This is a genomic window from Actinospica durhamensis (genome assembly GCF_018139695.1).
GTDB classification, from domain to species: Bacteria; Actinomycetota; Actinomycetes; order Streptomycetales; family Catenulisporaceae; genus Actinospica; species Actinospica durhamensis.
This window is the reverse complement of record NZ_JAGSOG010000229.1, coordinates 1-14,716: the sequence shown is the minus strand read 5'-3', so window position 1 is coordinate 14,716 and position 14,716 is coordinate 1. Positions and strand designations below refer to the sequence as shown.

Annotated in this window: 10 protein-coding genes and 1 pseudogene; 7 read left to right on the top strand and 4 right to left on the bottom strand. The window is 69.2% G+C overall.

Annotated features, from left to right (window positions below):
- Positions 1-160: 160 nt before the first annotated feature.
- Positions 161-706, bottom strand: coding sequence for a universal stress protein (locus KDL01_RS31155; protein WP_212532242.1), 546 nt, complete (start codon positions 704-706; stop codon positions 161-163).
- 431 nt (positions 707-1,137) lie between these two features.
- Here KDL01_RS31155 and kdpF point away from each other — a divergent pair, with 431 nt between their 5' ends.
- The 6 genes and pseudogenes from kdpF to KDL01_RS31125 all read left to right on the top strand — a co-directional run bounded on the left by kdpF (position 1,138) and on the right by KDL01_RS31125 (position 9,261).
- Positions 1,138-1,227 carry a K(+)-transporting ATPase subunit F gene (gene kdpF / locus KDL01_RS31150; protein ID WP_212527521.1) on the top strand — a complete coding sequence of 30 codons (90 nt, stop codon included), beginning with the start codon at positions 1,138-1,140 and terminating at the stop codon, positions 1,225-1,227.
- Positions 1,228-1,229: 2 nt separating this feature from the next.
- Entirely contained in the window at positions 1,230-2,894 is a 1,665-nt protein-coding gene (kdpA, locus tag KDL01_RS31145; RefSeq protein ID WP_212532241.1) for a potassium-transporting ATPase subunit KdpA, read from the top strand.
- Positions 2,895-4,997, top strand: coding sequence for a potassium-transporting ATPase subunit KdpB (gene kdpB / locus KDL01_RS31140; RefSeq protein WP_212532240.1), 2,103 nt, complete (start codon positions 2,895-2,897; stop codon positions 4,995-4,997).
- 5 nt (positions 4,998-5,002) lie between these two features.
- Complete coding sequence (locus KDL01_RS31135) at positions 5,003-5,755, top strand: potassium-transporting ATPase subunit C (RefSeq protein WP_212532239.1); 753 nt, start codon at positions 5,003-5,005, stop codon at positions 5,753-5,755.
- Positions 5,756-5,934: 179 nt separating this feature from the next.
- Positions 5,935-8,557, top strand: a pseudogene (locus KDL01_RS31130) (ATP-binding protein).
- Positions 8,554-9,261: a response regulator gene (locus tag KDL01_RS31125; RefSeq protein ID WP_212532238.1), complete on the top strand. Its 708-nt coding sequence runs from the start codon at positions 8,554-8,556 to the stop codon at positions 9,259-9,261. Before KDL01_RS31130 ends, KDL01_RS31125 begins: the two are co-directional and overlap by 4 nt.
- A gap of 49 nt (positions 9,262-9,310) precedes the next feature.
- On the opposite strand, the gene KDL01_RS31120 is transcribed toward KDL01_RS31125, so the two are convergent.
- The 3 genes from KDL01_RS31120 to KDL01_RS31110 all read right to left on the bottom strand — a co-directional run bounded on the left by KDL01_RS31120 (position 9,311) and on the right by KDL01_RS31110 (position 12,513).
- Complete coding sequence (locus tag KDL01_RS31120) at positions 9,311-10,054, bottom strand: DUF4118 domain-containing protein (RefSeq protein WP_212532237.1); 744 nt, start codon at positions 10,052-10,054, stop codon at positions 9,311-9,313.
- 95 nt (positions 10,055-10,149) lie between these two features.
- Positions 10,150-10,821 carry a hypothetical protein gene (locus KDL01_RS31115; RefSeq protein ID WP_212532236.1) on the bottom strand — a complete coding sequence of 224 codons (672 nt, stop codon included), beginning with the start codon at positions 10,819-10,821 and terminating at the stop codon, positions 10,150-10,152.
- A gap of 195 nt (positions 10,822-11,016) precedes the next feature.
- Positions 11,017-12,513 (bottom strand): GlnX family signal transduction membrane protein, encoded by a 1,497-nt coding sequence (locus tag KDL01_RS31110; protein WP_212532235.1) that lies wholly within the window; start codon positions 12,511-12,513, stop codon positions 11,017-11,019.
- A gap of 364 nt (positions 12,514-12,877) precedes the next feature.
- Between KDL01_RS31110 and kdpA (KDL01_RS31105) the strand changes: the two genes are divergently transcribed.
- Positions 12,878-14,593: a potassium-transporting ATPase subunit KdpA gene (gene kdpA, locus KDL01_RS31105; RefSeq protein WP_212532234.1), complete on the top strand. Its 1,716-nt coding sequence runs from the start codon at positions 12,878-12,880 to the stop codon at positions 14,591-14,593.
- Positions 14,594-14,716 lie beyond the last annotated feature (123 nt).

The window sequence follows — 14,716 nt, the reverse complement described above, 5'->3', positions numbered from 1 at the left end:
GCCGGGATGCGGCGGGGGCTGATCGTCGTGCCGAAGACCGCTGTGCGGCGGCGTGGGCACGACGGTGGCGTTCATGACGCTCAGTCAATCCGACGTGGATCGCCCGGGGCAACGAACTCCACGCGGACTCCACGCCGAACTCACGCGGTCTCTACGCCCGCTACAGATCTCTGACAGGCCCGCGCGCTTCCGGGGTACCGGGGTCGGCGTACTCCAACTCCGCGAGCAGGTTGTCGATCTCGAGCCGCCAGCGCAGCCGGGTGGCGGGCAGGTGGGCCTGCAGGGGCGGCGGTGGGACCGCGAATACCGGGCAGGTGGCGTGGTCGAGGCAGTACCGCGCAGTCGAGGAGCGCATCGTGCGCCGGATCCTGCCGGGTCGGCCCGCGCCGACGATGAGCAGGTCGTTGCTCCCGTTCGCGGCCGCCACCAGCGCGGGGCCCGGGGCGCCCATGATCGCCCAGGGCTCGACCTGGACATCTTGCGGCAGGGCGCCGAGGCCCTGTTCGAAGGCGCGCCGCAGTTCGGTCTCGGCGAACTCCCGCAGGAGCAGGGTGTACGAGGGTGAGGGTGCACGGCGCGCGGCGAGCCGTCCGCCGGGCTGCCAGGCGAGGACGGGGACGAGCGAGGCCTCGGCCCGGCGGGCCAGCGCGAGCGCGTAGCGCAGCGTTTCGAGGCTCCCGGGGGAGCCGTCGACTCCGACGATCACACGTGCGACAGCCTCCGACTCCATCCCCTCAGAACAGCACCCCGGCCCCCGGTACGCGGGCTTGCTGACACGAACTCAACGCGTCCCGGCGCGCTCTCAACGCTCTTTCAACGCGCCTCGCCATACTGGGACAAACCGGGCGTATGTCTGTGGCGCGTCGCGCAGATAACGGAAGGGTCGCGCACTGACAGGCAGGTGTGGAGAAAGCCACAACGGCCGTTAGAGCGGCGTATGTGAACGGTGCAAGGGAGCGGGCTTGCAGTTCCATACCTGATGAACCGGGCAGCGCGCCGCTCCTGAGCGAGCCAGCCGGCGCCAACCAACCCACCGTCGAGTCAAGAGGAGTCCTGAGATGGGCGACGTGATTTACGTTGCGCTCACGATTGTGACCTTCGCCGTCCTCGCGTTGATCGTGAAGGGGGTCGAGCGTCTTGAGCGCTGACAACATCATCGGTCTGATCGCCGCGATCGCGTTGAGTGTGTATCTGATTCTCGCGCTGGTGAAGCCGGAGAGGTTCTGACGGTGTCCGTTGCCACTTCCGGCTGGTTGCAGGCCGGTCTGCTCGTGTTCGCGCTGGCGGTGACCTACCGTCCGCTGGGTGATTACATGGCCCATATCCTGACCTCCGCGAAGCACTGGAGGGTGGAGAGGGGCCTCTACAAGCTGATGGGGGTTGACCCGGAGGCGGATCAGACCTGGCCGGTCTACATCCGCTCGGTGCTCGCTATCTCCGTCGTCGGGATCTTGCTGCTGTATGTGATCCTGCGGGTGCAGGATCACCTGATGCTCTCGCTGGGCATGCCGGCGATGCAGGCGGATCTCGCGTACAACACCGCGTCCTCGTTCGTGACGAACACGAACTGGCAGAACTACGTCGGTGAGTCGACGCTCGGCTACACCGCGCAGTTCCTGGGCCTTGCGGTGCAGAACTTCGTCTCGGCGGCCGTGGGCATCTGTGTGGTGGCGACGCTGATCCGGGGGTTCGTGCGGACGCGTACGGACCGGGTGGGCAACTTCTGGGTGGATCTGACCCGGATCAACCTGCGGCTGCTGCTGCCGTTCTCGGTCGTGTTCGGCATCATCTTGATCGCGGCGGGTCTGCCGCAGGAGCTCTCGAGCCACCTGACGAGCGTGAACACGGTCACCGGCGGTTCGGGCAGCCTGTATACGGGGGCGACCGGGTCGCAAGAGGCCATCAAGATGCTCGGCACGAACGGTGGCGGGATCTTCAACGCGAACTCGGCGCATCCGTTCGAGAGCCCGAACGGGTTCACGAACTGGCTGGAGATCTATCTGCTGCTGTGTATCGGGTTCTCGCTGCCGCGCACGTTCGGGCGGATGGTGGGCTCGCATAAGCAGGGCTACGTGATCCTGTCGGTGATGGCGGTGATCTGGGCGGGTTCGGCCGCGACGATGACGTGGATGGAGGAGCGGCACTGGGGCAGTGCGCTGGCGGTGGCCGGCTCGTCGATGAACGGCAAGGAGGTGCGCTTCGGTGTGCCGGGCAGTGCGCTGTTCGCGACGTCGACGACGTTGACCTCCACCGGTGCCGTGAACTCGATGCACGATTCGTATTCCGCGCTCGGTGGCGGTACGGCGATATTCGACATGATGCTCGGTGAGATCGCGCCGGGCGGTACCGGTTCGGGCCTGTACGGGATGTTGATCCTGGCGATCGTGACGGTGTTCGTGGCGGGTCTGATGGTCGGGCGCACCCCGGAGTATCTGGGTAAGAAGATCCGTCCGTCGGAGATGAAGTACGCGGCGCTGTACATTCTGGCGACCCCGTCGGTGGCGCTGGTGTTCACGGGGATCGCGATGGCGACGGGCTCGGCGCGCCGGTCGATGAACAACGTGGGGCCGCACGGGTTCTCCGAGGTGCTCTACGCGTTCACCTCGATGGCGAACAACAACGGTTCGGCGTTCGCGGGTCTGTCCGGGAACACGGACTTTTGGAACACCACGGGCGGGATCGCGATGGTCTTGGGCCGCTTCCTCCCGATGATCTTCGTGCTGGCACTCGCCGGGTCGCTGGCGAAACAGCGTCACACCCCGGCGTCGGCGGGCACGCTCCAGACGCACACCCCGCTGTTCGCGGGCCTGCTGACCGGCGTGATCTTCATCGTGGTCGGTCTCACCTACTTCCCGGCTCTGGCTCTGGGCCCGCTGGCGGAGGGATTGAAGTAAATGTCTGCCATTACTCCTTCGGACGTGGGCAAGGAGACCGGCCGCATGGGCGGTGGTCTGCTGGACCCGAAGATGCTCTACACGTCGCTGCCGGATGCGCTCAAGAAGTTTGATCCGCGGGTGCAGTTGAAGAACCCGGTGATGTTCGTGGTGGAGGTCGGCTCGGTGCTGACCACGTTCTCCGCGCTCGAGCATCCGTCGATCTTCGCGTGGACGATCACCGTGTGGCTGTGGTTGACGGTGCTGTTCGCGAACCTGGCCGAGGCGGTGGCCGAGGGCCGGGGCAAGGCCCAGGCCGCGACGCTGCGCAAGACCAAGACCGAGACCACCGCCCGGCGTATCGCCTCGTTCGAGGCCGGGACCAAGGGCCGGGCCGGGGACCGCGGGGTCGAGGCCGTGGTCTCGGCGAACGAGCTCAAGCTCGGGGACTACGTCGTGGTCACCGCGGGCCAGGTGATCCCCGGTGACGGGGACGTGGTCGAGGGCGTGGCGTCGGTGGACGAGTCCGCGATCACCGGTGAGTCAGCTCCCGTGATCCGCGAGTCGGGTGGTGACCGTTCCGCGGTGACCGGCGGGACGAAGGTGCTCTCGGACGAGATCGTCGTGAAGATCACGACGAAGCCGGGTGAGACGTTCATCGACCGGATGATCGCGCTGGTCGAGGGCGCGGCGCGGCAGAAGACCCCGAACGAGCTCGCGCTCAACGTGCTGCTCGCCTCGCTCACGATCGTGTTCATCCTGGCCGTGGTTACCCTGCAGCCGTTCGCGTTCTTCGCCGGCGCCCCGCAGTCCCTGGTCATCCTCGTCGCGCTCACCGTCGCGCTGATCCCGACGACGATCGGTGCTCTGCTCTCGGCGATCGGGATCGCGGGCATGGACCGCCTCGTACAGCGCAACGTCCTGGCGATGTCCGGACGCGCCGTGGAAGCCGCGGGCGATGTGAACACGCTGCTGCTGGACAAGACCGGCACCATCACCCTCGGCAACCGCCAGGCCTCGGAGTTCGTGCCGGCCGACGGGGTCACCATCGACGACCTCGCCGACGCCGCACAGCTCAGCTCCCTCGTGGATGAGACGCCTGAGGGCCGCTCGATCGTGGTGCTGGCCAAGGAGCGCTACGGGCTGCGCGGGCGTGAGGTGCACGACGCGGCGTTCATCGAGTTCACCGCCCAGACCCGCATGTCCGGGGTCGACCTGCCCGACGGCACCCAGGTCCGCAAGGGCGCCGCCAACGCGGTGCGCGACTGGGTGCGCGACAACGGCGGGCACGTGGACCCGGCGGTCGGCCAGATCGTCGACGCGATCTCCGCCGCCGGCGGCACCCCCCTGGTCGTGGCGCAGGTCAAGGGCTCCGGCGCGCAGGTCCTCGGGGTGATCCATCTCAAGGACGTCGTCAAGGACGGGATAAAGGAGCGGTTCGCCGAGCTCCGCAAGATGGGCATCAAGACCGTCATGATCACCGGGGACAACCCGCTGACCGCGAAGGCCATCGCCGACGAGGCCGGAGTCGATGACTTCCTGGCCGAAGCCACCCCCGAGGACAAGCTCGCCCTGATCAAAAAAGAGCAGGAGGGCGGCAAGCTCGTCGCGATGACCGGAGACGGCACCAACGACGCCCCCGCCCTGGCCCAGGCGGACGTCGGGGTCGCGATGAACACCGGCACCTCCGCCGCGAAGGAGGCCGGGAACATGGTCGACCTCGACTCCAACCCCACCAAGCTGATCGAGATCGTCGAGATCGGCAAGCAACTCCTGATCACCCGCAGGGCGCTGACCACCTTCTCGATCGCGAACGACGTCGCCAAATACTTCGCGATGCTCCCCGCGATGTTCGCCGGGGTCTTCCCGGGCCTGTCGAAGCTCAACATCCTGCACCTCTACAGCCCGGCGTCGGCCATCACGTCCGCGGTCGTGTTCAACGCCCTGATCATCGTCGCCCTCATCCCGCTCGCGCTGCGCGGAGTCCGGTACACCCCCGCATCCGCCTCCGCGCTGTTGCGCCGCAACCTCTGGATCTACGGCGTCGGCGGCCTGATCATCCCCTTCGCGGGCATCAAGGCACTCGACCTCGTCATCCACCTGCTCCCCGGAATGGGAAGGTGACCCCGATGTCCAGGCTCCCCGGACCCGTTCTGCGACACCTCGCCGCACTACGCGCCATGCTCATCTTCACCGTCATCCTCGGCATCGCCTACCCCCTCGTGATGACCGGGATCGGACAGGTCGCGTTCAAAAACCAGGCCGACGGCTCCCTCATCACCAACAGCAAAGGCCAGGCCATCGGCTCCAAGCTGCTGTGCCAGACCTTCGTGAGCCCCTCCGCGGCCGAGACCGCGCTGGACAAGAAGGACGGCACCAGCGGCTACGCCGACCCGATCAACAAGTACTTCCAGTCCCGCCCCACCTTCGCCATCGACGCAACCGTCGGCGGGTACACCATCCAACTCGCCGACGGCTGCACCTACACGGCGTCGGGCAGCAACAACCTCGGGCCCAACGACCCGACGCTGACGAAGCTGATCGGGCTCATGCGCACCAACATGGCGGCGTTCGACTCGGCCGGCGGCACCACCGTCACCGCGGCCCAGGTCGCCACCGACGCGGTGACCGAGTCCGGCTCGGACGAAGAGCCCTACATCACCCCCCAGAACGCCGACCAGCAAGCCGCCCGCATCGCCACCACCCGCGGCATCACGGTCAACCAGGTCATGGCCCTGATCAACCAGAACACCACCGGCCGCGACATCGGCATCCTCGGCGAACCCGCCGTCAACACCACGACGCTGAACATCGCCCTCGACCAGAAGTATCCGAGCAGCGACTCCAGCACCACGACATTCCAAACCGGTGCCACCTCGTAATCGAGCCAAGAACCACCACGTAACCGATCAATTCAGTCACCCTGACATCGCCCTCCTCGGCCGCCTGTGCGCGGGCGGGGAGGGCGTGTCCCGATGGATGGGGTACACAGGTCGTGAGTCAGCGCGGGAAGTTGCGGGTCTATCTCGGGGCGGCGCCCGGGGTGGGCAAGACGTTCAAGATGCTCGAGGAGGGCCATCGGCGGGCCGAGCGTGGTGCGGATGTGGTGGTCGCGTATGTGGAGACGCACGGGCGCGAGGCGACCGCGAAGATGGCCGAAGGCCTTGAGCTGATCCCGCGCACGTCCCGGGAGTATCGCAGTATTGATTTTCCGGAGATGGACCTGGACGCGGTGCTCGCGCGCCGGCCGCAGATAGCGCTGGTCGACGAGCTGCCGCACACGAACGTGCCCGGCGGTCGGCATGAGAAGCGCTGGCAGGACATCCAGGAGTTGCTGGATGCGGGTATCGAGGTGATCAGCACCGTCAACATCCAGCACCTCGAGTCGCTCAACGACGTGGTCCAGCGCATCACCGGGGTGCCGCAGCGCGAGACGGTGCCGGACGAGGTGGTGCGTGCGGCCGACCAGATCGAGCTGGTCGACATGTCGCCGGAGTCGCTGCGTCGGCGCCTGGCGCACGGCAACGTGTACGCGGCCGAGAAGATCGATGCGGCGCTGGGCAACTACTTTCGGGTTGGCAACCTCACGGCGCTGCGGGAGCTGGCGCTGCTGTGGGTCGCCGACCGGGTGGACGAGGTACTCCAGCGGTACCGCGAGGAGCACGGCATCGACCGGGTGTGGGAGGCCCGGGAACGCGTGGTGATCGCGCTGCCGGGTGACGAGTCGGGGGAGGCGCTCATCCGCCGGGCCGCGCGGATCGCGGCGCGGGCCGCGGGTGGTGAGCTGCTGGCCGTGCACATCGCCCGTTCCGACGGCTTGTCCGGGGACGCCAGTGCGACCGCCCTCGCCGCGCAGCGCCACCTGGTCGAGTCCCTCGGCGGGTCGTACCACTCCATCGTCGGCGACGACGTCACCAGGTCCCTGATGGAGTTCGCGCAGGCGAAGAACGCCACCCAGCTGGTGCTCGGCACCTCGCGGCGCAGCCGGGTCAACCGGTTCCTGACCGGCCGCGGCGTGGGCGAGAGCACGATCATGCTGTCCGGCGACATCGACGTGCACATGGTCACGCACCGGGAGTCGGTGCCGCGCCGGCGCCGCTGGCTGCCGCCCAATCCGCTGCGCCAGGCCGCCTGGGGAACTGCCGGCGGCTGGCGCGGGGTCGCCGCGGGCCTGGTCAGCCCGCCGATCCTCACGCTGCTGCTGACCTCCACCAGCGGCCCGCTCGGCCTGAATCTGACCAGCGACGTGCTGCTGTTCCTGTCGTTGACGGTGGCCGTGGCCCGGCTCGGCGGGATGTTCTCGGCCTTTGTGGCGGCGCTGTGGAGCTCGCTGCTGCTCAACTACTTCTTCATTCCGCCCATTCACTCGATCACGATCGGGGAGGCGAACAACGCGATCGCGCTGGTCGTGTTCGTCATCGTCGGGCTGACCGTGGCCTCGGTGGTGAACCTGGCGATCAAACAGACCCGCAGCGCCGCGCACGCCTCGGCCGAGGCGGAGACGCTCAACGCGTTCGCGGTCGCGGTCCTGCGCGGGGACGAGGCGATCGCCGCTCTGCTCGAACGGTTCCGCGAGACCTTCTCCATGGCTTCGGTGGGTCTGCTGCAGCGGGCGGATCCGGACGGGCCGCGGCTGCCGGACGAGAACGACGACCCCTCGCACTGGACGTTGGTCGCGGCTACCGGGACCGACCCGGCCCTGAGCCCCGGCGGCGCGGACACCGTGATCGACGCCGGTCCGGGCGCGGTGCTCGCGCTGCGCGGGCGTACTCTACCGGCCGCCGACCAGCGCGTACTCGCCGCGTTCGCCGCACAGGCCACCGCCGCGATGGAGCGCCGCCGCCTGGCCCGCGAGGCGGCCACGGCGCAGACGCTGGCGGCCGCCGACAAGATGCGTACCGCGCTGCTCGCCGCCGTCTCACACGACCTGCGCACTCCACTGGCCGCCGCGAAGGCCTCGATCAGCACGCTGCGCGACCCCGACCTTGAGCTTCCGGCGCTGGACCGGGTGGAGCTGCTCGAGGCGGCCGAGGAGTCGCTTGACAAGCTCACCCCGCCTGGTGGAGAACCTGCTGGACATGTCCAGGCTGCAGGCGGGCGCGCTCAAGCCGCGGCTGGAGCCCGCCGCGATCGAGGACATCGTCCCGCGCGCCATCGACGACGTTCCCGAGGCCGCGGGGCGCGTGCGTCTCGAGCCGCCGGATCTCGACCTGCCCAGCGGCCTGGTGGACGCGCCGCTGCTCGAGCGCGTCATCGCGAACCTGGTCGGCAACGCCACCAAGCACACCGACTCGCCGGTCACGGTCACCGTCTCAGCCCTCGGTGACCGCGTCGAGGTGCGGGTGATCGACCGCGGGCCCGGCATCCCGGAGGAGGACTGGGATCTGCTCTTCCGTCCGTTCCAGCGCTTCGGCGACCGGGACAACACCACCGGCGTCGGCCTCGGGCTCGCCCTATCGCGAGGGTTGGCCGAGGTGATGGGCGCCACCCTGCTGCCCGAGGAGACACCGGGCGGCGGCGTGACCATGGTGCTGTCCATCCCGGCCGCGCCCGCGGGCTCGATGCCCCTGCGCGAAGACGAGCACGACGAGCACGACGGGCAGTACGACGACGAGCAATGCCGGGGCCGGGATCAGCAGCCTGTTCCGCCCGGCGCGGCACAGACGCAGGAGGTCATCGGATGATCCGGGTGTTGGTGGTCGACGACGAGCCGCAGCTGATGCGGGCCCTGAGAATCAACCTGTCGGCCCGCAGGTACGAGGTCGTGGTCGCCGCCGACGGCGCCTCGGCCCTCGAAGTCGCCGCCCGGCACCTGCCCGACCTGGTGGTGCTCGACCTCGGCCTACCGGACATGGACGGCACCGACGTCATCGCCGGCCTGCGCGGCTGGACGAAGGTCCCCATCCTCGTGCTGTCCGGCCGCGCCGACGCCGCGGACAAGGTCGACGCCCTGGACGCCGGCGCGGACGACTACGTCACCAAGCCCTTCTCCATGGACGAGCTCATGGCCCGGCTCAGGGCCCTGCAACGGCGCGCGGAGGCGGACGCCGCCGTCAGCGCGCGCGAACCGACCGTCCTGATCGGCCACTTCAGCGTGGATTTGGCGGCCAAGACGGTAGCCAAGCGTCCGGACGCCCCGGCCGAGGCGCCCGAATCGGTGCACCTGACCAAGACCGAGTGGGCGGTGCTCGAGGTCCTGGTGCGCAACCCCGGCCGCCTCGTGTCCGGCAAGCAGCTGCTCCAGCAGGTGTGGGGCCCGTCCTACGAATCGGAGACGAACTACCTGCGCTTCTACATGGCCAAGCTGCGTCAGAAGCTGGAGCCCGTGCCTTCGCACCCGCGCCAGTTGCTGACCGAGCCTGGCATGGGCTACCGGTTCGCTCCCTGAGGGCGCGGCGCCTGGGGCGCGGCCGCCGTGAGCGTCACGAGGTGAGCCCTCAGATGTGCCGGGGCGTGCGCTCGGTCGCGACGGCCGCCCCGGCCAGGTCCGCGAGCACGACCGCGGTGCGGCGGGCGTGCACGCTCGGCGCGGTGTGCGGGACCGGAGTGAGGGTGAAGGCGCCGTAGACCTCGCCCTCGTGCCGGGCGCAGATGTCGTACTTCTCGTCGGGGAAGCCGTTCTCGGCCAGGTCCCAGTGCGCCGCGCCCCAGCGCAGCGAGCCGTCGGGCTCGAGTCGCAGGCCGCGTACGCGCGCGGGCGCGGGGTCGAACACGCAATCGCGGGCGCCGAGCACGGCCCGCAGCTGGACGCAGGCCTGGGCGGTCACTGCGTCGGCCCGTTCGCCACGCGCGACCAGCCCGGCGGTGGACTGCACGACCGCGAGCAGCGACTCGTCGACCGCGACGACCCGGCCGCGTCGGCGCGCGGCGACCGCGAGTTCGGTTACGGCCACGCCCACGAGCAGGATCAGGACCGTGGTCTGGATATCGGTGCGGTGGGTGATGTCCAGCCGGTAGTACGGGATGGTGAGGAAGAAGTCGAACCACAGTGCCGTACCGAGCGCGGCGAGGTATCCCGCGAAACGGTTGCCGAATGCTGCCACCGCGACCGTGAACGCCACCAACACCAGCGCGGCGTCGGTGTTCGGCAGGCTGGTGCGGGTCGGGATCAGCACCGCGCACACGGCCGGCGGAATCACCAGCGCGCAGATCACCGCGATGCGATCGCGGCGCTTGCCCACAAAAGCGAACATAATACCGGTTTATCAATCAAGTCGGGCGTTGTCCATGGCTGCCGCGACGCCCCGGCAGCCGCGGCCGCCGCGGCTCGCATGTGTCAGATGAGAGCGGGAACATCGGTGTCGGCGAGCCCGAGCAGGTTCGCCACACAGCCGATGCTGGCGAGCAGCTCCGGCGCATCCGACCAGCCGTCGCGCTTCCACAGCAGCAGTTCGGTCTCGCTCATCCGCCAGGAGAATCGCGTCGGCGCACCCAGCATGCTCTGGGTCAGCGCGGTCGAGCCGGCGGCCTCGCGCAGCACGTCCGGGCTCTCGGCGTAGACGCTCCAGACCGCATCGAACGTCGCCACCCCGAGGGTCACCTGCCCGTCGGGAATGTGCTCGGGCACGCGCGCGGCGCTGAACGGCCGCTGCCCGCGTACTTCCAGCCACGGGACAGGGCGCGGCAGCACGACCAGTGCCAGGCCGTAGCGGTGCCGGGCGCCGGTGTGCACGACCTCGTAGCCGGCGATGCGCACCGGCAGGCCGTAGAGGGTGCCGAGCAGCAGATCGTCGAGCTCCGGGTGCTTGCCGTAGTGGAACGGCGGCCACCCGGTGGCGCGCGCCTGCGCCCAGGATGCCTTCGACCCGTCGCGGAAGCCGCGTTCGGCGCGCAGGGTCTCGGCGATCGCCCGCGTCCGGGCGCGCAGCCGCCGCGGCTCGAGGTGCGGGGAGATCGCGATCAGCGCGACCAGGCAGACGACGAACGCGATCGGCAGAGCGAAACGCATGCTCGACACCTCCGTGTGCCGTGCTCAGTGCGGAGCACTCACGCGCCGACCAGTCTTCCCGGCTCACCGTAGGAACCCAGGTCAAGCACACTACCGGCGCGCCGCCCGGGCAAGCGCCGCGCCGGGCCTCTACGGAAACTCAACGGCCGTGAGAGAGCGCCGGCCGCGAGAGCAGAGGGGCGGGCAGTGCCGGGCTCAGTGGTACTCACGCAGCCGCACCCGGGCCGCCTCGGTGATCAGCAGCAGCATGAGCAGCTCTCCGACGATCAATAAGACCCACGTGGGCACACCGATGCCGCTCTCGCCGGCCGCGATTCCCGCCGTGAACGCGGCCTGGTTGATCTGGATCACCGTCCCGAGTTCAGTCATGTACTGATTGAACGCGTAGTTCGACGCTCCGGGCTGGACGCCGATGTCGAACGCCACCGCGCCGGCCGCATTGCCGCTCGCCGCGTCCGCGCGGATGGTGGCGTCGTCCTGGACATAGGAGTCGAACGCCCGCGCCGCGCTGTAGGCGGCCGTGGCCTCGCCCGGAAACGTGATGTTGTTCAGCTCGGTCCCGAGATAGCCGTCGATCGTCACGTGGGAGACGGAGTCGGCCGCCGCGTCGAGGCGCAACTCACCGACAGCCCCGGAAAGGCCGGAGTAATAGGCGTGCGGATCGGCGCCCGCGTCCTCGGCGGAGACGCCCGACACCCCGGCCACCGTGCCGATCTTCTGGAAGAAAGAGGCCTGCAACGCGGCCGAACGACCCTCGAGCAGCCAGCGGCTCTCGTCCGCGTTGGCGTCGTCGGACACCGCCCGCGCACGGGTGAGGGCATTGATGGAGTCGTACGCTTCCTGCTTCGCCTCGTGCAGGTGGGCGGCCGCGCCCAGCTGCACGGTCAGGCCGAGTCCGCCGAGCACGAGCGAGACGACGAGCGCACCCGCCAGCGCACTGATACGACGCCGGAACCTGCGGGCGTGGTACCGGTTGCCCAGGTACAGCGCGAGCGCGGAGACCAGTGCGAGGGCGAGAACGGCGTAGCCGAAGCCGACGGCCGCCGAGTGCTCGCCGGCGTAGGAGCCGTCCACCGTGGCGCTGTCCGCGTCGGTGATGCCGAGTGACAAGGGCAGCAGCGCGGTGTGCAGCATGGACGACGCCCGGGTATATGCGTCCAGGGCCGCGGCCGGGGGAGCGGCCGGCTGTTCGTCGGCGGTGTTCTGATCCACGTAGAGAGCCTGGGCGATCAGAGCCTCGTAGCCGCCGAGGTCGTCGATCAAGTGCTCGGCCTGCCCGGTCAGCTGCGGATTGCGGGCGATCAGCGCCAGATCGGCGTCGGCCTTCGAACGGTCGCTCCCGTATGCGGAGGTGGACGCCGCGGCGTTGACCGCGGCGGGCACCATCGACGGATCGGCCGGATGGAACCCGACCAGCAGCGCGTTGGCCGCCTGCGCGTCCATGTCGTTGAGCTCGTAGTACAAATCGCCGGTCGCCGAGACCTCGGCGGTGCGCGCCTGAAGGCCGGAGAATCCGGCCGAGTCGCGCCCGAGCGCGAGCGCGAAGACGCCGCCGAGCGCCACCGCGAGCGCGGCGAGTACGGCGGTCCACAGCCTCAACTGCCGCAGTGTGTCGCCGACGATCCGGCGGCCGATGCGCGCGCGGGCTGCGCCGCGGGCATGCTCCTGAATGTCCCGGTGGACCCTGTTCACGGCGGTACGGTGCGTCAGCGGCGGCGCGAGCGTAAAGGCGTTCGAGGGAATCTATGCACCGATTCAACGCCGGTCGCCGCCGAGATCCCGTCAGCATTCGGCCTCGGGCGTGAGGATGTCGTCTGCATCGGCTTCGACGGCGTCGCCCGGGTCTAGTTTCACTCTGCCAGTCCGCCCGTCGGAGGGTTCTGCGAACCAGGGAGTGGATACCCGTGCATGAGTGTGCCGTCTTCGAGGAACCGCCGGATACCGGGCGGCGCGGTCGTATGAGCAGTCCGGCCTACGGTCCTCTGAGAAGTCCGACTGGTACGGCCCGTCGCCGCGAGGTCCTCCCCGCTCTGGCTATGTGCGGTGGAGGCGCGCGGTGACCTTCACCGACACCGAGGCAGGCGTCTGCCAGGCCATCGCCGTGATCGGCGCCCTCGTCCTACTGCACATCCCGCTCGGCGACTACATCTTCCGTCACCTGGCGGTCACCCCGTCCCACACCGATCGGCAGCGGTCAGCGGAGCCGGGCGCGGCCAAGCCGCATTGGCGCATTGAACGGTGGATCTACCGGTTCGTCGGGGTCGACGCCGACAGCGAGCAGAACTGGGCCCAGTACCTGCGCTCGGTTTTCGCCCTGTCCGCCGTCGGGGTCCTGGTGCTCTACCTGATCCTGCGGCTCCAGGCCCTGCTGCCCTACAGCCAGGGCAACCGCGGCCTGAGCCCCACGCTGGCCTGGGACACCGCGGTCTCCTTCGTCACCAACACCAGCTGGCAGAACTACGCCGGCGAGACCACGACCGGCTACGTCGCCGTCATCGCCGGCCTGGGCATCGAGGCGTTCGCCTCTGCCGCCGTTGGGCTGGCCGTCTCCCTCGCGCTGGTGCGCGGCCTGGTCCGGCGCGAGACGAGCGAGCTGGGCAACTTCTGGGTCGACTTCACCCGCGCATGTATCCGAGTGCTGCTGCCGCTCAGCGTCGTCGCGGGCGTGCTGCTTATCGCGGGTGGAGTCATCGACAACTGGAACGCCTGGCACACCACCACCCTCGCCAACGGGACCACCGCCTCGATCCCCGGTGGCCCGGTCGCCGTATGGGAGCCGATCAAGCTGATTTCGGGCGACGGCGGCGGGTTCTTCAACGCCAGCAGCGCCCACCCGTTCGAGAACCCGAACGGCGCCACCAGTGCCCTCGAGATCCTGCTCATGCTGCTGGTGCCCACCGCGATACTGCGCACCTACGGTCGCATGGTCGGATCCGTGCGCGCCGGCTACACCCTGCTGGCCGTCGCTGGAACCCTGTTCCTGCTGTTCACCGCGCTCACGATGTACTCCGAGATCCACGGCTCCGGCATCGCCACCACGGCCGCCGGCGCCGCGATGAACGGCAAGGAGACCCGGTTCGGAGTCAGCGGGTCCTCGCTGTTCGGCATCTCGGCGACCTCGTCCGCGGACGGCGCGGGCGCGGCGAGCTACGACAGCTTCACCGCGTTCGGCGGCGGCCTGCTCATGGCCGCGATGATGCTCGGCGAGATCTCCCCGGGCGGGGTGGGCAGCGGCCTGTACGGCCTGCTCATGGTCGCGCTGGTCGCGGTCTTCCTCGGCGGCCTGATGGTCGGGCGCACCCCGGAGTTCACGGCCAAGCGCGTTACCCCGCAGGAGATGAAGTACGTCGCCCTCTACTACCTCTCCAGCCCGTTCGTCCTGCTCGCCGGCACCGCGCTCGCGATGTCGCGCCCCGGCGAGCGCGCCTCGATGAACAACGTCGGACCGCACGGCTTCTCCGAGGTGCTCTACGCCTTCACCTCCTCGGCCAACAGCAACGGCTCCGCGTTCGCCGGCCTGAACGGCAACACCACCTGGTACAACGTGGCCCTCGCGCTGGTGATGCTCTTCGGCCGCTTCCTGCCGATGATCTTCGTCCTCGCGCTCGCCGGAGCCCTCGCCCGCCAGCGCCCGGTCGCGGTGACCGCAGGCTCCGTGCGCACCACCGGCCCGATGTTCGCCGGCCTGACCGTCTTCAGCGCCCTCGTCCTGGTCGGCCTCACCTTCCTGCCTGCCCTCGCCCTCGGCCCCGTCGCCGACGCACTGCGCTAGGGCACCTTTGTTTGTGAAACTTGGAGGGTTGTCCTGAGTTTTTGTGCAGGGTAAGTCGTCGGCCGGGGTCTTGTGAGCTTATGTGGCGATCGGGACTCTGGCTGCGGCGATGCGCTCGTTGAC